The following is a 20166-nucleotide window of genomic DNA, read 5'->3' as shown; positions in this document are numbered from 1 at the left end:
GCATCCCGCAGCCCGCCCACCCCAGCCCCCACTGCATCGGCGGTGCGCCGACGGCGAACACGGGCATACCGGCATCCCACGGTCGTTATCGTCTTTCGTAAGCACCAGAACCCGGTGCGCAGAGGAGTGTCGACGAATGTTCGAGAGATTCACGGACCGTGCCCGTCGCGTGGTTGTGCTCGCCCAGGAAGAGGCGAAGATGCTCAACCACAACTACATCGGCACCGAGCACATCCTGCTCGGTCTCATCCACGAGGGCGAGGGCGTCGCCGCCAAGGCGCTGGAGAGCCTCGGCATCTCGCTGGATGCCGTGCGCGAGCAGGTCCAGGACATCATCGGCCAGGGCCAGCAGCAGCCGACGGGTCACATCCCGTTCACGCCGCGCGCCAAGAAGGTGCTCGAGCTGAGCCTGCGCGAGGCGCTGCAGCTCGGCCACAACTACATCGGCACCGAGCACATCCTCCTCGGTCTCATCCGCGAGGGCGAGGGCGTCGCCGCCCAGGTGCTCGTCAAGCTCGGCGCCGACCTGAACAAGGTGCGCCAGCAGGTCATCCAGCTGCTCAGCGGATACCAGGGCAAGGAGCCCGCGGCCGTCGCGACCGGCGCCGGCGAGCAGACCCCGTCGGCCCAGGGCGGCTCGGCCGTGCTCGACCAGTTCGGCCGCAACCTCACGCAGGCCGCCCGCGAGAACAAGCTCGACCCCGTGATCGGCCGCGAGAAGGAGATCGAGCGGGTCATGCAGATCCTCTCGCGCCGCTCCAAGAACAACCCCGTGCTGATCGGCGAGCCCGGCGTCGGCAAGACCGCCGTCGTCGAGGGCCTCGCGCAGGCGATCGTCAAGGGCGAGGTGCCCGAGACGCTTAAGGACAAGCAGGTCTACTCGCTCGACCTCGGCTCGCTCATCGCCGGCTCCCGCTACCGCGGAGACTTCGAGGAGCGCCTCAAGAAGGTCACCAAGGAGATCCGCACGCGCGGCGACATCATCGTCTTCATCGACGAGATCCACACCCTCGTGGGTGCGGGCGCCGCCGAGGGCGCGATCGACGCGGCATCCATCCTCAAGCCGCTGCTCGCGCGCGGCGAGCTGCAGACGATCGGCGCCACGACGCTCGACGAGTACCGCAAGCACTTCGAGAAGGATGCCGCCCTGGAGCGCCGCTTCCAGCCGATCCAGGTCGCGGAGCCGAGCCTGCCGCACGCGATCAACATCCTCAAGGGCCTGCGCGACCGCTACGAGGCGCACCACAAGGTGCAGATCACCGACGGCGCGATCGTCGCCGCGGCCAACCTCGCCGATCGCTACATCAGCGACCGGTTCCTGCCCGACAAGGCGATCGACCTGATCGACGAGGCGGGCGCCCGCCTGCGCCTGAGCATCCTCTCGAGCCCGCCCGAGCTGCGCGAGTTCGACGAGAAGATCGCCAAGGTGCGCGAGGAGAAAGAGCACGCGAGCGAGGAGCAGGACTTCGAGAAGGCCGCCGCGTTGCGCGACGAGGAGAAGTCGCTGCTCGCCGAGCGCCTGCGCCTCGAGAAGCAGTGGCGCTCGGGCGACGTCGCGTCGCACGCGGTCGTCGACGAGGGGCTCATCGCCGAGGTGCTGGCGCAGGCCACCGGCATCCCCGTCTTCAAGCTCACCGAGGAAGAGACCAGCCGTCTCATGTTCATGGAGAAGGCGCTGCACCAGCGCGTCATCGGGCAGGAGGAGGCCATCGCGGCCCTCTCGCGCACGATCCGCCGCCAGCGTGCGGGGCTCAAGGACCCGAACCGCCCCTCGGGCTCGTTCATCTTCGCGGGGCCTACGGGCGTCGGCAAGACCGAGCTCGCCAAGGCGCTCGCCGAGTTCCTGTTCGACGACGAGGGCGCGCTGATCTCGCTCGACATGAGCGAGTTCGGCGAGAAGCACACCGTCTCGCGGCTGTTCGGCGCCCCTCCCGGGTTCGTCGGCTTCGAGGAGGGCGGCCAGCTCACCGAGAAGGTGCGGCGCAAGCCGTTCTCGGTCGTGCTGTTCGACGAGATCGAGAAGGCGCACCCCGACATCTTCAACTCGCTGCTGCAGATCCTCGAGGAGGGGCGTCTGACCGACGGTCAGGGCCGCGTCGTCGACTTCAAGAACACCGTCATCATCATGACGACCAACCTCGGCTCGTCGGCGATCGCCGGCGGCCCGGTCGGGTTCCAGGTCGAGGGCAACGCGCAGACGACGTACGAGCGCATGAAGGGCAAGGTCGACGAGGAGCTCAAGCGGCACTTCAAGCCCGAGTTCCTCAACCGCGTGGACGACATCATCGTCTTCCCGCAGCTGAACAAGGACGAGCTGCGCCAGATCGTGGGCCTGTTCACCAAGCGCCTGTCGGAGCGCCTGCTCGACCGCGACATGACGGTCGAGCTGACGGATGCCGCCAAGGACCGCCTCATCGAGATCGGCTTCGACCCGACGCTCGGCGCCCGGCCGCTGCGCCGCGCCATGCAGCGCGAGGTCGAGGACCGGCTGAGCGAGAAGATCCTGCACGGCGACCTCGTCGCGGGCGACCACGTGAAGGTCGACGTCGAGGGCGTGACCTTCACGTTCGAGAACGGCCCGCGCGGTGAGCGCGTCGCCGTCGGCGTCGGCACCGCGGGCGAGATCGCCGCGACCCCCGACATCGCCGCCGCGGGCTGAGCCCGCGGGGTTCCCGTCGCCCGGAGGGGCGGATGCCACCGGCATCCGCCCCTCCGTCGTTTCTGTGCGAGACGGGTGGCCTGGACATCCCTTCAACCGCGGCAAACGGCGGGTGCGCGGGCGCCTGACCCACACTTCGCCGCGGTTGAGTGAAAGGTCGTCCTGTTCGACCGCGGCAAAGTGCGCGTTGGCGCGGCGCGCACCCGCCGTTTGCCGCGGTTGAAATGGAGGGGTGGGGACCGGGGCGCTCGGCTCGCGGGGCGGGGCGTCAGCGAGGGTGGGGCTCAGGCGGCGGGGCGGAGCGAGGCGACGAAGTCGAGCTTGTCGAGCACGGGGTCGGCGATGACGAAGGGGTAGAGGTCGTCGTTGCCCATCGAGCGGTTCACGAGGTTGAGGGCGGTGGACAGCGGCATCCACACGCCCGTGACGAGGTCGCGGAAGCGCTCGCGGCCGAGCAGGTCGGCGGCGCGCACGAGACCGTACTCGACGGCGGTCTCGACGGTGTCGCAGATGTGCAGGTAGTGCGCCCACGTCTCGGCGAAGTCCTCGTAGGGATGCATCGTCGCGTACGACGAGATGTACGACGACGGCCAGTCGGCGGGCGGGCCCTCGTCGTAGTGGCGCTGCACGGTCTGCTGGTAGTCGACGGTCTCGTCGCCGAACAGCTCGCGGGCCCGCGCCAGCACGTCGGCGTCGCCGCCCTCGACCAGCTGCCATTCGAAGTAGTGGCCGACCTCGTGGCGGAAGTGCCCGAGCATCGTGCGGTAGGCCTCGTCGAGCTGCGCGCGCACGTGCTCGCGATGCGCGTCGTCGGCCTCGGCGAGGTCGATCGTGATGACGCCGTCGGCGTGCGCGATCATCACCTGCTGCTGCGTCGACGAGAGCAGGTCGAAGCACAGGCCGTTCACCGGGTCGTCGACCTTGCCCACGACCGGGAAGCCGAGCGCGTCGAGCTCGGCCACGAGGTGCCGCTTCGCGCGCTCCGCGAGCGGATAGTTCGCGATGCCGGCCGCGTCGGCGTCGTTGGGACGCGTTCGGGTGAGGTCGCACGCCGCGCACTGCCCGCCCTCCAGCGGCGCGAGCCACGTGCAGCCCGACAGGTTGAGGTTGCGGCAGACGTGCCAGATCCAGCCCGCGGCATCCACGTACACGCCGCGCTCGTCGACCGGCACGATGTCGCGCTCGCCGCGCGAGTAGCCGAGGCCGGTGCCGCATCCGACGCAGACGGAGTTCTCGAAGTACAGGGGGTTGCCGCACGCGCGGCAGGCGTAGGCCTTCACGCTGCGATCCTTTCACACGCGCGCGCCGCGGGGCAGGGGGCCGTCGCGCCGGCGGGGGCGCGCGAGGCTCGGAGAATCACGCGAGGCTCGGACGATCCCGGCGAGAGGCGCCGGGGCTCGCGAGATTCTCCGGGATTCGTGCGAGGCTCTGCGAGGGCCGACGAAGGGAACGCGCATGTCAGATGGTCACCGTGCGGATCGCCGATGCGCGACTGGATGCCGTGGCCGAGCGCTTCGCCGCGTTCGTCGCCGCGGGGGAGGAGCCCGGGGCGTCCCTCAGCGTGTGGCGCGGCGGGCGCCCTCTGCTCGAGGCGTGGGGCGGGCATCGGGATGCCGCGCGCACGGCGCCGTGGACCGCGGACACGCTCGCCATGACGTACTCCGTGGGCAAGCCGCTCGCCGCGCTCGGCGCCCTGCTCGCGGTGCGCGCCGGCCAGGTGACGCTCGACGACCCGGTGACGACGTGGTGGCCCGCCTACGGCGCGCACGGCAAACGGGCGACGACGCTGCGTCACGTCCTGAGCCACACGGCCGCGGTGCCGGCGTTCCCGGCATCCGTCGCGGGAGCCGATCCGCTCGACAAGGAGGCGCTCACGTCGGCGCTCGCCGCCGCCGAGCCGATCGGCGTGCCGGGGACCGTCATCGCCGAGCACGCGCTCACCTACGGGCACCTGATCGACGGCGTGCTCGCCGCCGCGGGGGCCCCGTCGGTCCGCGAGGCGGTCGCCGGGCTCGGCTCGCGCCTCGGTGCCGACCTGTGGTTCGGCGTGCCGGACGAGCGGCTCGCCGACGTCGCCGACCTGGAGATCACGACCACCGCCTGGGTCGAGCCGTATCTGGAGCGCGACCTCCCGCGTCGCGCGCTCACCGTGCCGCGCGGCCGGCTCGATCCCGCGCACACGAACTCGGCAGACGCGCGGCGGGCGTCGTTCCCCGCCGACGGGCTGTTCACGTCGGCATCCGCCCTCGCTCGGTTCTACGACGACGCGTCGCGCTCGACCGGCGTCGTCGCGGGGATGCTGGGGGAGGAGCTGTGGCGCGAGTACCTGCGCGCGCAGGCGACGGGCGAGGACGCGTTCGTGGGCGGCGAGGCGTCGTGGTCGCTCGGATTCCGCGTCGATCCGGGCGAGTTCGGCATGGGCGGCCTCGGCGGCAGCTGCGCGTGGCACTCGTTCACGGACGACTACTCGTTCGCCTACGTCACGCGCGGCCTCGGCACCTTCGACCGCGTCGACGCCCTGGAGCCCCTCGTGAACGCGGCCCTCGGCGCGGGGTGAGGGGCGCGGCACCGCGGCGTCGCGGATCCGGCATCCGCACATGGTGGGCGCTTGTGGTCGCATCGCCGCCCCGCATCCAGCGACAAGTGCCCACTTCGCGCGGGATGCCGCAGATCGTGGGCGCTCGTCGCCGCATCCCGCGCGGGGAAGCGGCGACAAGCGCCCAGGATCTCATGCGTCGGTGCGCGGGAGGGGTTTCGATACGCCGCCTGCGGCGGCTACTCAACCAGCGGTGATTGCGGGCCGGGCCTCTCGGGCAGCGGGGCTGTAGAACCGGCGGGGGTCGGCGGGTCGGACGTCTCCGCCCGCGGGCCGGTCGGGCGGGTCGGGCGTCCCAACCCCCGCTGGTCGGGTTCCGACTCCCGTTGGTCGGGTTCTGACTCCCGCTGGTCGTGTCCCAACTCCCGCTGGTTGGGTTCCGACTCCCGCTGGTCGGGTTCCGACCCCCGCTGGTCGCGTCCCGACTTCCGCTGGTCGAGTGCTCGCGGCGGAGCCGCGAGTGTATCGAGACCCGTGTAACGGTCGTGGGAGGCGATCCTCGTGGTCGCACGTGCGCTGGGAGGCGGCCACGTCTGCCCACGATTCCGGCGGGGTGGAGAACGGTGGGCGCTTGTGGTCGCATCCCGCGTCGGAAAGCGGCACCGACCGCCCACGATCCACGCCCGCCCGCGCCCGACGGCGTACACCCGTTCCACCCACACCCGATCACGCCCGATCACACCCGCTCCGCCCGCACCCCGCCCCGCCCCGCGGTCAGCGGCGCGGCTCGGCGAGGGCGCGGGCGACGGACTCCTCGACGACGAGCTCGGTGACGAGGCCGGCGTTGAGCGCGCCGCGCAGCGCGTCGAGCTTCGACATGCTCGACACGACGCAGAGCCGGTGCGGGATCTGGCGCACCATCGTGAACTCGGGGCCGCTCGACCGCTCGTTGAGCGCGATGCCGTCGCTCGAGCCGTCGGCGCGGAAGAACCGGGTCGCGCAGTCGCCGACGACGCCGTCGCGCACGACGCTGCGCAGGTCGGCCGCGGTGACGTACTCCCCGGCGTAGACGTGCGAGGGGACGTCGGCCGCCGGCGAGCCGACCCCGAAGACGAACAGGTTCACGTTCCGCTGGATGTCGAGGATGCTGCGCACGGAGCGCTCGCGCCACATCGCCTGCTTCGTGAGCGGGTCGTCGAAGAGCGCGGGCACGGAGAAGTGGTGGATCTCGGCGCCGAACGCCTGGCCGAACCGCTCGAGCTGGGCGCCCGCGTAGGCGACGCCCGACGAGTGCGTGTTCGCGGCGCCGTTCATCTGCACGACGTGCACGTTGTGCAGGGTCTTCGTGGGCAGCTGCCGCCCGACGGCCGACACCGTCGCGCCCCAGGCGATGCCGATCACGGTGTTGGAGTCGGCCATCACCGCCAGGATCCGCGCGGCCGACAGCGCGGTGCGCTCGAGCCGCTCCGCCTCGGTGGCGCGGGGCGGCGTCGGCACGATGTGGGCGACGAGCCCGTACGCGTCGGCGATGCGGTGCGCGACGTCGCCCATCGCCTCCTGCGGCGAGGTGACCGTGATCTGCACGAGCCCCGACTCGCGCGCGTAGGAGATGAGGCGCGAGACCGACGAGCGCGACAGGTTCATCTCCCGCGCGACGGCGTCCATGTTGAGGTCCTGCAGGTAGTACAGCTGCGCCGCGCGCAGCGCATCCTCTGAACGCGTGTGCGAAACGCTCACGGTGACGCCTTCCTTCTGCTGCACGTTCGTGTCATGGCGCGGCACGCGCTGCAACTCCTCCCGAATATGTTGCACCGACGTGCACGCACCGACAGTCTAGGGCGCAGACACCGGGACGAGAGGCGAAGAGGTCATGCCAGCCACGACGAAGCGAGATCGGGATGCCGTGAGCGGCCTGCGGGAGCGGCCGGAGGCCGACGTGCTCATCATCGGCGGAGGCATCAACGGGATCGCGACGTTCCGCGACCTGGCGCTGCAGGGCGTGGACGTCGCGCTCGTCGAGCGCGGCGACTTCGTGTCGGGGGCCTCGTCGGCGTCGAGCCACATGATCCACGGCGGCGTGCGCTACCTCGAGAACGGCGAGCTGCGGCTCGTGAAGGAGTCGGTCGCCGAGCGCAACGGGCTCGTCAGGACGGCGCCGCACTACGTCAAGCCGCTGCCGACCACGATCCCCATCGCTCGGACGTTCTCGGGCGTGCTCACCGCGCCGCTGCGCCTGCTCGTCACGCACGGCAAGGGCGCCCCGCGCGAGCGCGGCGCGCTGCTCATCAAGATCGGCCTGATGATCTACGACACGTTCTCCCGCGACGGCGGCGCGGTGCCGCGTCACCGCGTGCGCGGACGTCGCGCGTCGCAGCGCGCCTTCCCGCAGCTCGACACCCGCTTCCGCTACACCGCCACCTATCACGACGCCTCGATGCACGACCCCGAGCGGCTCGCCCTCGACGTGCTGCGCGACGGGCTCGAGGCCGGCGACCACGCGCGCGCCGCGAACTACCTCGCCGCCGTGGGCGCGTCGGACGGCGCGGTCGAGCTGCGCGACGAGACGACGGGCGAGCGGTTCGCGTTCCATGCCAAGGTCGTCGTGAACACGAGCGGTCCGTGGACCGACCTGACCAACGCCGCCCTCGGCGTGCCGACCGCCTACATGGGCGGCACGAAGGGCTCGCACATCGTGCTCGACAACCCCGCGCTCGCCGAGGCGACGAGGGGCAACGAGATCTTCTTCGAGGCCGCCGACGGCCGCATCGTGCTGATCTACCCGCTGAAGGGGCGCGTCATGGTCGGCACGACCGACATCGACGCCGACCCGTCCCAGCCGGCGCGCTGCACCGAGGCCGAGGTCGACTACTTCTTCGAGCTCGTCGCCCAGGTCTTTCCGCACATCACGGTGGACAGGTCGCAGATCGTGTACTCGTTCGCGGGCATCCGTCCGCTCCCGCGGCACGACGACGTGTCGCCGGGCTTCGTCTCGCGCGACTACCGCATCGAGCGCGGCACCATCGGCTCGACCCCGGCGTTCAGCCTCGTCGGCGGCAAGTGGACGACGTTCCGCGCGCTCGGCGAGTCGGTCACCGACGCGGTGCTCGCGCAGCTGGGCCGCACCCGGCGCGTCTCGACCGTCGGCCTCGCGATCGGCGGCGGCGCCGGCTTCCCGCGGGGGATCGCGGCCCGGCGCGCGTGGGTCGAGGCCCACCGCGGCGTCCACGACGTCGCGTTCGCCGAGCGGATGCTGGAGCGCTACGGCACGCGCGCGGCGGGCGTCCTCGCGGCCCTGCCCGCGGATCCGGCACCCCTCCCGCACGCCCGCGGCCACTACCGCGAGGAGCTCGCGCATCTCGCCGCGACCGAGCACGTCGTCTCGCTCGCCGACGTGCTCCTGCGCCGCACCTCGCTCGCGTTCGTCGGCGGGATGACCCCCGAGACCCTGACGGAGGTCGCCGAGGCGATCGCCGGGCCGCTCGGCTGGGACGCCGACGAGGTCGCCGCGCAGTGCGCGGCGGCGACCCGCCTGCTGGCCGACGAGCACGGGGTCCGCCTCGCCGACGCGGGGCGCGAGAACGTCCGCAGCTAGCCGCGCGGGCCGCGCCCGGCCGGAGACCGGCACCGTCTGGAACCAAGCCCCGGGACCGGCTCGCCCGGAGACAAGGAAGTCGCCCGTATGTCCGACCACATCATCGCGATCGACCAGGGAACGACGTCGACGCGCGCCATCGTCTTCGACCGTCGCGGCCGCATCGTCGCGTCGGAGCAGAGGGAGCATCGGCAGATCCTGCCCCGCGCGGGGTGGGTCGAGCACGACCCCGAGGAGATCTGGCGCAACGTGCAGCTCGTCGTGGGCATCGTGCTCGCGACGGCCGACCTCACGCGCCACGACATCGCCGCGATCGGCATCACGAACCAGCGCGAGACGGCCGTCGTGTGGGACCGGAGGACGGGCAGGCCCGTCTGCAACGCCATCGTGTGGCAGGACACCCGCACGCAGGACCTCGTCGACGCGCTCGCGGGCGACGAGGGCGTCGGGCGGTTCGCGCCGATCGTCGGCCTGCCGCTCGCCACGTACTTCTCGGGCACCAAGATCCGCTGGATCCTCGACAACGTCGACGGGGCGCGCGAGCGGGCCGAGGCGGGCGAGCTGCTGTTCGGCACGATGGACTCCTGGGTGCTGTGGAACCTCACGGGCGGTCCCGACGGCGGCGTGCACGCGACGGACGTGACGAACGCGTCGCGCACGCTGTTCATGGACCTGCGCACCCTGCAGTGGCGCGACGACATCCTCGCCGCGTTCGGCGTGCCGCGGGCGATGATGCCCGAGATCCGGTCGTCGTCGGAGGTCTACGGGCACGCCGAGGACTCGTCGCTGCTGCGCGAGACGCCGGTCTGCGGCATCCTCGGCGATCAGCAGGCCGCCACCTTCGGCCAGGCCGCGTTCGAGGCGGGCGAGAGCAAGAACACCTACGGCACCGGCAACTTCCTGCTCTTCCAGACCGGCACCGAGATCGTCCACTCGCAGGGCGGGCTCCTGACGACCGTCGGATACCAGCTGCAGGGCCGGCCGGCGCGCTACGCGCTGGAGGGCTCGATCGCCGTCACGGGCTCGCTCGTGCAGTGGCTGCGCGACCAGCTGGGCATCATCTCGTCGGCGGCGGAGGTCGAGGACCTGGCGCGGAGCGTCGACGACAACGGCGGGGTCTACTTCGTGCCCGCGTTCTCCGGGCTCTTCGCACCGCACTGGCGCCCCGACGCCCGGGGCACGATCGTCGGCATGACCCGGTTCGCGAACCGGGGCCACATCGCCCGCGCCGCGCTGGAGGCCACGGCGTTCCAGACGCGCGAGGTGCTCGACGCCGTGAACGCCGACTCGGGCATGCGGCTCGCCGAGCTGAAGGTCGACGGCGGCATGACCGCCAACGACACCCTCATGCAGTTCCAGGCCGACGTGCTCGGCGTGCCCGTCGTGCGGCCCGTCGTCGCCGAGACGACGGCGCTCGGCGCCGCCTACGCGGCGGGGCTCGCGGTGGGCTTCTGGGCGGGGCTCGACGACCTGCGCGCCAACTGGCAGGAGGGGCGCCGCTGGCTGCCGCGGGTCGACGAGGCCCAGCGCGCCCGGCAGCTGCGCCTGTGGCGGAAGGCCGTCGAGCGGTCGCTCGGCTGGGTCGACGCCGCGCACTGACGCGCCCCTTCGATCCCGAAAAACCCCTTGACCGGAGCGCCCTGACGAGCTAGTGTTGATATATCAACATTAGATGTTGAGTATCAAACGTTTGGCAGTGTGCAAGCGCTGCAAGGGAGCAGTGGAGGAACAGCGTGTCTACCGAGGCGCAGACGGAGCCGGCCAGCATTCGCTACGGACTGATCGGCACGGGAACGATGGGTCGCGAGCACATCCGCAACGTCGGCCTGATCGACGGCAGCGAGATCGTCGCGATCGCCGACCCGCACGCCCCCTCGCGGGAGGCCGCCCAGCAGCTGCTGGGCGGTACGGCCGCGGAGTACGAGGACCACGCGACCATGCTCGCCGAGGCCGACCTCGACGCGCTGATCGTCGCGACCCCCAACGACACCCACGCCGACATCCTCATCGACGTCATGAGCGGCGGGCGCCGCCTGCCGATCCTCGTCGAGAAGCCGCTGTGCACGACGCCCGACGACGTCGAGCGGCTCCGCGCCGCGGCGCGCGACTACGACGCGCCGATCTGGGTCGCGATGGAGTACCGGTACATGCCGCCGATGCAGGCGCTGCTCGACGAGACGCACGGCGGCGGCCTCGGCACCCCGCGGATGCTCGCGATCACCGAGCACCGCTTCCCCTTCCTCGACAAGGTCGACAACTGGAACCGCTACGCCGCGCGCACCGGCGGCACGCTCGTGGAGAAGGCCTGCCACTTCTTCGACCTCATGCGGCTCATCCTCCGCGACGAGCCCGTGCGCGTCTACGCCTCGGGCGCCGCCGACGTCAACCACCGCGACGAGTCGTACGACGGGCACGTCCCCGACATCCTCGACAACGCCTTCGTCGTCGTCGACTTCGCGGGCGGCAGCCGCGCGCTGCTGAACCTGTGCATGTTCGCGGAGGGCACCCGGTTCCAGGAGCACGTCTCGGTCGTGGGCGACACGGCGAAGGTCGAGTGCTTCGTCCCCGTGTCGGGCGCCCACTGGGAGGGCGCCCGGGCCGACGCCTACGTCGAGCTCAGCCCGCGCGACCCGCAGGGACCCGTGCAGCGCCCCGTGCCCGTCGATCCCGCGATCCTCGAGGCGGGCGGCCACCACGGCTCCACGTACTACGAGCACCTGCGGTTCCAGCAGGTCGTGCGCGGCGAGGCCGAGGTCGAGGTGACGCTCGAAGACGGCCTGCGCGCCGTTCTCATGGGCATGGCCGCGGAGCGGTCGGCCGCCGAGCACGTGCCGGTCGAGCTCGACTTCTCGGCGCGGTGACGCCGAACCGCTCGCATCGATGACGTCAAAGAAGACAGAAGGAGTTCCGATGACCTGGCTCAACACCCCCGCGCACGCGCGCTGGCTGGAGGCCGAGGCCGACCGCACGTTCGAGTTCGGGCGCAACGCCCGCGTGGCGAACGGGTTCGGCTGGCTCAGCAACCAGGGCACCGTGCGTGCCGAGGTGCCGACGCAGCTGTGGATCACGAGCCGGATGGTGCACGTCTACTCCCTCGCCGCCCTGATGGGGCGCCCGGGGGCGGGGGCGCTCGTCGACCACGGCATCGCCGCGCTGAACGGCCCGTTCCGCGACCGCGAGAACGGCGGCTGGTACGCGGCCATCGACGAGAACGGCCCGGCGGATGCCAGCAAGCAGGGCTACCAGCACTTCTTCGTCGTGCTCGGCGCGGCGAGCGCCACGGCGGCCGGCCGCCCTGGGGCGCGGGAGCTGCTCGACGACGCCCTCGCCCTGATCGAGGAGCGGTTCTGGAGCGAGGAGCAGCAGATCTGCCTCGAGTCGTGGGACGAGGCGTTCACCGAGACCGAGGCGTACCGCGGCGGCAACGTCAACATGCACGCGGTCGAGGCGTTCCTCGTCGTCGCCGACGTCACGGGCGACGACCTCTGGCTGCGCCGCGCGCTCGCGATCGCCGCGAAGGTCATCCACGACGTCGCCCGGGGCAACAGCTACCGCGTGGTGGAGCACTTCGACGAGCACATGCAGCCGCTGTTCGACTACAACAGCGACAACCGCGCGCACCGGTTCCGCGCCTTCGGCGGCACGCCCGGGCACTGGACCGAGTGGTCGCGCCTGCTGCTCTCGCTGCGCGACGCGCTGCGCGCGCGGGGCATGGACGCGCCCGACTGGCTGCAGGAGGACGCGGCCGGCCTGTTCGAGGCCGCCGTGCGCGACGCGTGGGAGCCCGACGGCCACCCCGGCTTCGTGTACTCCGTCGACTGGGACGGGCAGCCGGTCGTGCGCGCGCGCATCCGCTGGGTCGTGGTCGAGGCGATGGGCGGCGCGGCCGCCCTGCACGCCGCGACCGGCGACGCCCGCTACGACGAGTGGTACCAGCGGTTCTGGGACTACGCGAAGCAATACCTGATCGACACCGAGAACGGGTCGTGGTGGCAGGAGCTCTCGCCCGAGAACGAGGTGTCGCACGAGGTGTGGGACGGCAAGCCCGACATCTACCACCTCATGCACTGCCTGCTCGTGCCGCGGCTGCCGCTGGCCCCCGCGATGGCCCCGGCGCTCGCCGCCGGCCTGCTCGATGCGGCCGTGTCATGAGCGCGACGCCACGGGCCGTGTTCGCGGGCGTCGCGACCGAGGACGCCATCGCCGTCGTCGACCGCTACCCCGGAGCCGATGAGCGCACCGTCGCCCGGCACCTGATCTTCGGCGGGGGCGGCCCGGCCGCGACGGCGGCCGTGGCCGCCGCGCGCCTCGGCATCCCCTCCGCCGTCGTCGCGGCGGTCGGCGACGACGAGGCGGGCGACCTCGTGCGACGCCGCCTCGCCGACGAGGGCGTCGACGTCTCCGGCATCCGCACCGTGCCCGGCGCGGCGACCTCGCGCAGCGTCGTCGTCATCAGCGGCCCCGAGCGCTCGCGCGCGATCGTCAACCAGGTCGGCCCGGCGCTCGAGCTCGACGACGCGCTGCTCGCGCAGCTGGACGGTGCCGAGTGGCTGCACGTCGACCAGCACGGCTGGCCCGCGGTGCAGGCGCGACGCGGCCTGCTGCCCGCGGGACTGCGGCTGTCGGTCGACGCGGGCAACGCGATCCCGGGCCTGACGCTCGAGGACACCGACCTCTACGTGCCGACGATGGCCGCCATCCAGCAGCGCTACGCGGGATTCAGCGCCCGCGCGCTCATGCAGGCGGCCCTCGACGAGGGCGCCCGCACGGTGGTCGTCACCGACGGCGGGGCCGGGTCGTACGGGCTCCGCGCCGACGGCGAGTACGCCGCCGTCATGCCGCCGCGCGCCGAGATCGTCAGCACGCTCGGCGCGGGCGACGTCTTCCACGGCGCGCTCGTCGCCGGCCTCATCCACGCCTCCGAGGGCGCGATCGCCCCCGGGCTCGAGTCCGTCGTCGCCTACGCGACCACGGCAGCCACCCTCTCGTGTCGCGGGATCGACGGCCGCAGCGCCATCCCGACCCACGACGAGAACCTCCACCATCTCGCCGAGAAGCACCTGACGACAGGACGATGACATGACCACGACAACTCCGGGAAACTCCGTGCTCGACCCGCTGCGCCGCCCCTCGGGAGCCTTCGCGATGCTCGCCGTCGACCAGCGCGAGGCCCTGCGGAACATGCTCGCCGAGCACACCGACGCCCCCGTCACCGACGACGACGTGCGCGACTTCAAGCTGACGGCGGCGCGCGTGCTCACGCCCCTCGCGTCGGCCGTGCTGATCGACCGCCAGTTCGCCCTCGACGCCGCGATCGAGCAGGGGGTCGTCGCCGGCACGTGCGGCCTCATCGGCAGCGCCGACCACTTCGAGCCGGCGCACGGCGAGCTCGTCGGCGAGGTCACGATCGACCGGCTGATCGACGCGCACGACCTCAAGCGGCGCGGCGCGGTCGCGCTCAAGCTGCTCGTGCTCCACCGGCCCGACGAGAGCCCCGACGGGCGCATCGCGATGACGCGCGAGTTCATCGACCTCTGCGCCGACGCCGGTCTCGCCAGCATCATCGAGCCCGTCTCCCGCAAGCCTCTCGGTGGCGGCGACGACTGGGACTGGAACGAGGGCGTGCACCGCGCCGCCGCCGAGCTCGGCGGCCTGGGCGCCGACCTCTACAAGGCCGAGGTGCCGCGTCGCGCCGCCGTGGGCGACGACGAGCTGCGCGCGGAGTGCGCCCGCCTCACCGACGCGATCGACGGCCCGTGGGTCGTGCTCTCGTCGGGCGTCGACCCCGAGGTCTTCCCGAACGCCGTGCGCATCGCGTGCGAGGCGGGCGCGTCGGGCTTCCTCGCCGGTCGCGCGGTCTGGGCGCCCTCGCTGGCCGCCGCCGACGTCGAGGCCGACCTGCGCACGAACGCCACTCAGCGGCTGCAGCGACTCGTCGACGTCGTCGACGACGTCGTCGGCACGCGAGCCCGCTGACCCCTCCACCGACCACCACGCAACAAGAACAAGGGAACAAAGGAGTTCTACGACATGTCCTCTGCATTCCACCTCACCCCCGCCTCCGGCCGTGCGAACGGCGGCATGACGCGCCGGCAGCTGTTCAGCGCCTCGGGCGTCGTCGGGCTCACCGCCCTGCTCTCGGCCTGCGCGGGCCCGGGCACCGCGCGTCCGGCATCCACCGGCATCGCGACCGGCGGCGCGATCGAAGGCCACGTCTCGTTCGCGCACTGGCGCGGCGAGGACCGCGACGTGTTCGCGGAGCTGATCGCGCGCTTCGTCGAGAAGTACCCCGACGTCGAGATCACGCAGGACATCTCGACGTCGACCGACTACAACGCCCAGGCGCTGCGGCGCATGCGCGACGGCGCCGTGGGCGACATCGCGCCGGCCGGCCGCGGCGACCAGTTCGAGAGCTTCATCAAGGTCGGCCAGTTCGTCGACCTGACCGACACGGGCCTCGTCGAGAAGTACGAGGCGAGCCGCATCGAGGTCGGCGCCAAGGACGGCAAGCAGTACGGCCTGCCGTACCAGATCGTGTTCAACGTGCCGATCGCCAACATGGACGTCCTCGAGTCGGTCGGCTACGCCGAGCAGCCGACCGACTGGAACGCGTACATGGACATGCTCGACAAGATCAAGTCCAAGGGCATCACCCCCTTCGTCTTCCCCGGGGCGGATGCCGGCAACGCCGGCCAGCTCATCAACTCGATGTCGATGAACATCGCGCCGTCGCCCGACATGTTCGCCAAGATCCAGTCGGGCGAGTACAAGTGCACCGACGACTGGTTCATCGAGATGCTGTACAAGTACCAGGAGCTCGGGGCGTACGCGCAGGACAACGCGGCCGGCACGGCCGTGGAGCCCGCGCAGCAGCTCTTCGCGACGGGCAAGGGCGCCATCCTCTCGACGGGCAGCTACCACATCGCGTCGGTGCGCTCGCTCGGGGCGGAGTTCCCGATCGACCTCGTGCCGGCGATGACCAACGACCCGGGCGCGGCGACGTACGTCGGCATCTACAACGCGACGTTCATCCTCGGCATCAACTCCGCCTCGAAGGTGCAGCCCGCCGCGCTCGCGTGGTTCGAGTTCCTCAGCGACCCCGAGATCGCGAGCTTCTACGGCGACGGCACGTCGCAGCACACGCCCGTCAAGGGCGCGACCTACAAGGACCCCGACCTCATGCGCCTCACGCCGTGGCTCGACAAGGACCTCATGCTCGCGCCGCGCTTCCAGTTCACCGATCTCGACATGCGCACCGCGGTCGAGGCCGCGGGCCTGTACGCGCTGACCGGCACGCAGCCCGAGAAGGCCGCCGAGGACGCGCAGCTCATCGTCGACCAGCGGATCGCCGCGGCGGGGTGATCGCATGTCCGAGACCACTGCGATCGTGACGCGGGACGCGCCGCGGCGACGGGCCAAGCGGTCGTCGCGGCACGTGTCGCCACTGCTCTACCTCTTCCCCATCCCGGCCCTCGTGCTGTACACGGTCTTCTTCGTCATCCCGACGCTGCAGACGTTCCAGTACTCGGTGACCAACTGGGACGGCTACAGCCCCGAGTTCGACTACGTCGGCATCGACAACTTCGTGCGCGCGATCGCGGGCGACGCGCTGTTCACCAACGCCCTCGGCAACAACATGAGGTTCATGGTCGTCGTCGTCATCGGGCAGACGGCCGTCGCGCTCATCATGGCGATCCTGCTCGTCAAGAACACGAAGACGACGATCTTCCTGCGGGCGCTGTACTTCTTCCCCACGATCCTCTCGTCGGTGTCGGTGGGCTTCATCTGGAAGTTCGTCTACGACCCCAACTTCGGCGTCATCAACAGCTCGCTCGACGCGCTCGGGATGCCGGGGCTGAAGTCGTCGTTCCTCGGCGACCCGGCGCAGGCGATCTACTGGCTCGCGGTCACCCAGATCTGGTTCCACGCGGGCATGATGATCGTGATCTTCGTCGCCGGCCTGCAGGCGATCCCCGCCGAGTTCTACGAGGCGGCCGAGGTCGACGGGGCGGGCCCCTGGCGGCGCTTCACGTCGATCACGTGGCCGCTCATCGCGCCCGCGATGTCGATCGTCGTGGCCTACACGACCATCCAGTCGTTCAAGGCGTTCGACGTCGTGCTGAGCATCTCGGGCAACCCGCCGAGCGCCTCGCTCGACATCCTCTCCACACGGATCTACTCGACGTTCGCGAACTCCCAGTTCGGGTACGCCGCCACGCAGTCCGTGCTCTTCATCATCTTCATCCTCGTGATCACCTTCGTGATCCGGCGGTTCCTCCGCCTGGTGCAAAGGGGCGAATAATGGCCGGCAGACTCTCCCGCGGGGTCGTCCTCGCGATCTACGCGGCGATCATCGCCATCCCGCTGTTCGTCGTCTTCTTCGGCAGCTTCAAGACCACGGCCGAGATCTTCGAGAACTCGTTCGCGCCGCCGACGTCGCTCAACCTCTCCAACTACAGCGAGGTGCTCACGGGCGGCAACCTGGGCGTCGCCTTCCTCAACAGCGCGATCATCACCGTGTCGTCGGTCACGATCACGCTGTTCATCGGGTCGCTCGCCGCCTACGGCGTCTCGCGCATCCCCGGCTGGAAGGGATGGCTGATCTTCGGCTTCATCGTGCTGGGCATGTCGGTGCCGGCGCAGGCGAACATGATCCCGCAGTTCGTGCAGTTCAACCAGCTCGGCCTGCTGAACAGCCAGCTCGGGCTCATCCTCATCAACATCGTCGTGACGCTGCCGGTGTCGGTGTTCATCATGGGCGGATTCATGAGGACGCTCCCGCACGAGCTCTACGAGGCGGCCGACATCGACGGCTCAGGGCCGTGGCGCACCTACTGGTCGATCGCGATGCCGCTGTCGGCGCCCTCGATCGCGGCGACGGCGACGTTCCTCTTCGTCATGCACTGGAACGAGCTGCTCTACCCGCTGCTCTTCATCTCGACCGAGGACAAGCTCACCCTGCCGCTCGCGCTGCTGCGCTTCCAGGGCGAGTACCTGACGAACTACCCGCTGCTGTTCGCCGGGGTCGTGCTGTCGTCCATCCCGATCGTCATCGCCTACGTCTTCCTGCAGCGCTACTTCGTGGCCGGCATGACGAGCGGCGCGGTCAAGGGATGACGGGAACACGGGCCGACATGCCGACCGACGGCATCCGCAGCAGAACGAGACGGCACGAGGAGAACACGGAATGAACGAGGCGACGACACTCATCGACGGCGAATGGACGGCGCTTCCCGGTCGCCGGGAGGTGACCGCTCCGGCCACGGGGCGGGTCATCGGAACGGTCTGCTGGGGCGACGCGGGCCACGCCCGCGCGGCGGCCGACGCGGCGCAGCGCGCCTTCGCGGCGTGGTCGGCGCGGTCGGGCCGCGAGCGGGCCGACATCCTCCTGCGCGCCGCCGCGCTGATCCTCGAGCGGCAGCAGGAGCTCGCGCGCCTGCTCGCGGAGGAGGCGGGCAAGCGCCTGCCGGAGGCCCTCGGCGAGATCTCGTTCTCGGCGGAGTACATCCGCTGGTTCGCCGAGGAGGCCCGGCGGCCGGAGGGCTTCGTGCACGCGCAGGAGGACCCGGCGCGCCGCCACCTCAGCACGCGCAGCGCCGCGGGCGTCGTCGTGAGCCTGTCGTCGTGGAACTTCCCGTGCTCGCTGCAGGCGCGCAAGCTCGCCCCCGCGCTCGCCGCGGGCTGCACGGTCGTGATCCGCGTGTCGGAGCGCGCTCCGCTCGCGGTGACCGAGATGATCCGCGCGTTCACCGACGCGGGCATGCCGCCCGGGGTCATCGGGCTCGTGCACGGGCCCTCCCGCGAGATCACGGGGGAGCTGCTCGCCCACCCGGCCGTGCGCGTCGTCACCTTCACGGGATCGACGCCGGTCGGCAGCGCGATCATGCGGCAGGCCGCCGACCGCATCGTGCGCCCCCTGCTCGAGCTCGGCGGCGACGCCCCGTTCCTCGTGTTCGAGGATGCCGACCTCGACCGGGCCGTCGACGCGGCGCTGCTCGCGAAGACCCGCAACACGGGTCAGTCGTGCGTCGCGGCGAACCGCTTCCTCGTGCACGAGTCGGTGCACGACGAGTTCGTGGCGCGCCTGGCCGCGAGGCTCGACGCGCTCACGCTGGGCGACGGGCTCGCCGAGCCGACGCCCGACCTGGGGCCGATGATCGACCAGGGGTCCGTCGACGCCGTGCGCGCGCTCGCCGACGACGCGATCGCGCGCGGCGCGAGGGAGGCGACGACGCCGCGCGACGTGCCGGAGGGCGGCACCTTCCTGCGCCCCATGCTGTTCACCGACGTCGACGACGACGCCCGCCTCGCGAACGAGGAGGTCTTCGGTCCCGTGGCCGGCGTGTTCCGGTTCCGCACCGAGGACGAGGCGATCGCGCGCGCCAACCGCACCGAGATGGGCCTCGCCGCGTACGTGTTCTCGTCGGACGCGGCCCGCTGCTGGCGCGTCGCCGACCGCCTCGCGGCCGGCATCGTCGGGGTGAACGACCCCGTGCCGTCGGTCGCGTTCGCGCCCATGGGCGGCGCCAAGCAGTCGGGCCTCGGGCGCGAGGGCGCCGCGATCGGCCTGGAGGAGTTCACGGAGACGAAGTATGTGGCCTGGAGGCTCTGAGCGGGAGAGCGCGGCGTGAGCGAATGGCCCCTGCTCGCGGGGCTCGGGGTGGCCGTCTTCCTCGGGACGGCCACCCAGCGCATCACCGGGATGGGGTTCGCCCTCGTCGCCTCGCCCTTCCTCGTCGCCCTGCTCGGGCCCTTCGAGGGCGTGCTGGTCGTCAACGTGTTCGGCCTGATCACCGCCGCCGTGGTGTTCCTGCGGGTGTTCCGCGAGGTGGAGTACCGCCGCGCGCTGCTGCTGCTCGTGCCCGCGACGATCGCCGCGATCCCGGGGGCGATCGTCGCGCGCACGGTCTCGCCGCCGCTGCTGATGATCATCGTCGGAGGGCTGCTGATCGTCGCCCTCGTCGGCAGCCTCGTCGTGCGGAACCGCCGTCTGTTCGGGGGAAAGCGGGGGGCGGTCGCGGCGGGCTTCGTCTCGGGGTTCATGAACGTGACGGCCGGCGTGGGCGGGCCCGCGATCTCGGCGTACGCGATCGCCAGCCGCTGGCCGCAGCGCGCGTTCGCGGCGACGGCGCAGCTTTACTTCTGCGTCTTGGGCGGGGTATCGTTGCTCGCCAAATGGTCGCTTCCCCGTCTGGATCCCCCTCAGTGGGCGGCGTGCGCGGCGGCCGTGATCTGCGGCGTCATCGTCGGCGAGCTGCTGTCGAGATGGGTGTCGCCGCGGGCGGCGCGGGCGTTCGTCGTCGTCATCGCGTTCGCCGGCGCCCTGCTCATCCTGGTGAAGGGCATCGTCGAGATCGTGCCGGCGCCGTGACCGACGGT

The 20166-nt window shown here is 71.4% G+C and carries 15 protein-coding genes; 13 read left to right on the top strand and 2 right to left on the bottom strand.

Annotation, left to right across the window (positions count from 1 at the left end; all coding sequences use genetic code 11):
* Positions 1-136: 136 nt before the first annotated feature.
* Positions 137-2659, top strand: coding sequence for an ATP-dependent Clp protease ATP-binding subunit (locus tag AOA12_RS19445; RefSeq protein ID WP_054686419.1), 2523 nt, complete (start codon positions 137-139; stop codon positions 2657-2659).
* Positions 2660-2943: 284 nt separating this feature from the next.
* Here the strand turns inward: AOA12_RS19445 and AOA12_RS19440 are convergent, their stop codons facing one another.
* Entirely contained in the window at positions 2944-3939 is a 996-nt protein-coding gene (locus tag AOA12_RS19440) for a zinc-binding metallopeptidase family protein (RefSeq protein WP_054686418.1), read from the bottom strand.
* A 182-nt stretch (positions 3940-4121) separates the two neighbouring features.
* On the opposite strand from AOA12_RS19440, the gene AOA12_RS19435 reads away from it, so the two are divergent.
* Positions 4122-5216 carry a serine hydrolase domain-containing protein gene (locus tag AOA12_RS19435; RefSeq protein ID WP_054686417.1) on the top strand — a complete coding sequence of 365 codons (1095 nt, stop codon included), beginning with the start codon at positions 4122-4124 and terminating at the stop codon, positions 5214-5216.
* Positions 5217-5969: 753 nt separating this feature from the next.
* Here the strand turns inward: AOA12_RS19435 and AOA12_RS19430 are convergent.
* The gene (locus AOA12_RS19430; protein ID WP_054687250.1) at positions 5970-6932 is read right to left on the bottom strand and encodes a sugar-binding transcriptional regulator; all 963 of its coding nucleotides are present in this window, start codon (positions 6930-6932) and stop codon (positions 5970-5972) included.
* A gap of 133 nt (positions 6933-7065) precedes the next feature.
* Here AOA12_RS19430 and AOA12_RS19425 point away from each other — a divergent pair, with 133 nt between their 5' ends.
* The 11 genes from AOA12_RS19425 (at position 7066) to AOA12_RS19375 (ending at position 20158) form a co-directional block, all read left to right on the top strand.
* A complete protein-coding gene (locus tag AOA12_RS19425) occupies positions 7066-8787 on the top strand; it encodes a glycerol-3-phosphate dehydrogenase/oxidase (protein ID WP_054686416.1) in 1722 nt (573 codons plus the stop codon).
* A gap of 87 nt (positions 8788-8874) precedes the next feature.
* Positions 8875-10386 carry a glycerol kinase GlpK gene (gene glpK / locus AOA12_RS19420; RefSeq protein ID WP_054686415.1) on the top strand — a complete coding sequence of 504 codons (1512 nt, stop codon included), beginning with the start codon at positions 8875-8877 and terminating at the stop codon, positions 10384-10386.
* A 134-nt stretch (positions 10387-10520) separates the two neighbouring features.
* Positions 10521-11648: a Gfo/Idh/MocA family protein gene (locus tag AOA12_RS19415; RefSeq protein ID WP_231637138.1), complete on the top strand. Its 1128-nt coding sequence runs from the start codon at positions 10521-10523 to the stop codon at positions 11646-11648.
* A 49-nt stretch (positions 11649-11697) separates the two neighbouring features.
* Complete coding sequence (locus AOA12_RS19410) at positions 11698-12939, top strand: AGE family epimerase/isomerase (RefSeq protein ID WP_054686414.1); 1242 nt, start codon at positions 11698-11700, stop codon at positions 12937-12939.
* Entirely contained in the window at positions 12936-13865 is a 930-nt protein-coding gene (locus tag AOA12_RS19405; protein ID WP_054686413.1) for a PfkB family carbohydrate kinase, read from the top strand. Before AOA12_RS19410 ends, AOA12_RS19405 begins: the two co-directional genes overlap by 4 nt.
* A gap of 1 nt (position 13866) precedes the next feature.
* The gene (locus tag AOA12_RS19400) at positions 13867-14763 is read left to right on the top strand and encodes an aldolase (RefSeq protein WP_054686412.1); all 897 of its coding nucleotides are present in this window, start codon (positions 13867-13869) and stop codon (positions 14761-14763) included.
* A gap of 54 nt (positions 14764-14817) precedes the next feature.
* On the top strand, positions 14818-16149 hold the full coding sequence (locus AOA12_RS19395) for an ABC transporter substrate-binding protein (protein ID WP_231637137.1): 1332 nt from the start codon (positions 14818-14820) through the stop codon (positions 16147-16149).
* A 4-nt stretch (positions 16150-16153) separates the two neighbouring features.
* On the top strand, positions 16154-17089 hold the full coding sequence (locus tag AOA12_RS19390; RefSeq protein ID WP_054686411.1) for a carbohydrate ABC transporter permease: 936 nt from the start codon (positions 16154-16156) through the stop codon (positions 17087-17089).
* A complete protein-coding gene (locus AOA12_RS19385) occupies positions 17089-17904 on the top strand; it encodes a carbohydrate ABC transporter permease (protein ID WP_054686410.1) in 816 nt (271 codons plus the stop codon). The genes AOA12_RS19390 and AOA12_RS19385 overlap by 1 nt, the downstream gene beginning before the upstream one ends.
* Positions 17905-17974: 70 nt before the next feature.
* Positions 17975-19399 carry an NAD-dependent succinate-semialdehyde dehydrogenase gene (locus AOA12_RS19380; protein WP_054686409.1) on the top strand — a complete coding sequence of 475 codons (1425 nt, stop codon included), beginning with the start codon at positions 17975-17977 and terminating at the stop codon, positions 19397-19399.
* A gap of 15 nt (positions 19400-19414) precedes the next feature.
* Entirely contained in the window at positions 19415-20158 is a 744-nt protein-coding gene (locus AOA12_RS19375; protein ID WP_054686408.1) for a sulfite exporter TauE/SafE family protein, read from the top strand.
* Positions 20159-20166: the final 8 nt, after the last annotated feature.

The sequence above is a fragment of the Microbacterium sp. No. 7 genome (genome assembly GCF_001314225.1).
Lineage (GTDB): Bacteria > Actinomycetota > Actinomycetes > Actinomycetales > Microbacteriaceae > Microbacterium.
This window is presented reverse-complemented; position numbering and strand designations above follow the sequence as displayed.

Excerpts from the sequence above, each read along its gene's own strand:
- AOA12_RS19445 (WP_054686419.1), top strand. The coding sequence starts at position 137 with ATGTTCGAGAGATTCACGGACCGTGCCCGTCGCGTGGTTGTGCTCGCC.
- AOA12_RS19435 (WP_054686417.1), top strand. The coding sequence starts at position 4,122 with ATGGTCACCGTGCGGATCGCCGATGCGCGACTGGATGCCGTGGCCGAG.
- AOA12_RS19425 (WP_054686416.1), top strand. The coding sequence starts at position 7,066 with ATGCCAGCCACGACGAAGCGAGATCGGGATGCCGTGAGCGGCCTGCGG.
- glpK (WP_054686415.1), top strand. The coding sequence starts at position 8,875 with ATGTCCGACCACATCATCGCGATCGACCAGGGAACGACGTCGACGCGC.
- AOA12_RS19410 (WP_054686414.1), top strand. The coding sequence starts at position 11,698 with ATGACCTGGCTCAACACCCCCGCGCACGCGCGCTGGCTGGAGGCCGAG.
- AOA12_RS19405 (WP_054686413.1), top strand. The coding sequence starts at position 12,936 with ATGAGCGCGACGCCACGGGCCGTGTTCGCGGGCGTCGCGACCGAGGAC.
- AOA12_RS19400 (WP_054686412.1), top strand. The coding sequence starts at position 13,867 with ATGACCACGACAACTCCGGGAAACTCCGTGCTCGACCCGCTGCGCCGC.
- AOA12_RS19395 (WP_231637137.1), top strand. The coding sequence starts at position 14,818 with ATGTCCTCTGCATTCCACCTCACCCCCGCCTCCGGCCGTGCGAACGGC.
- AOA12_RS19390 (WP_054686411.1), top strand. The coding sequence starts at position 16,154 with ATGTCCGAGACCACTGCGATCGTGACGCGGGACGCGCCGCGGCGACGG.
- AOA12_RS19385 (WP_054686410.1), top strand. The coding sequence starts at position 17,089 with ATGGCCGGCAGACTCTCCCGCGGGGTCGTCCTCGCGATCTACGCGGCG.
- AOA12_RS19380 (WP_054686409.1), top strand. The coding sequence starts at position 17,975 with ATGAACGAGGCGACGACACTCATCGACGGCGAATGGACGGCGCTTCCC.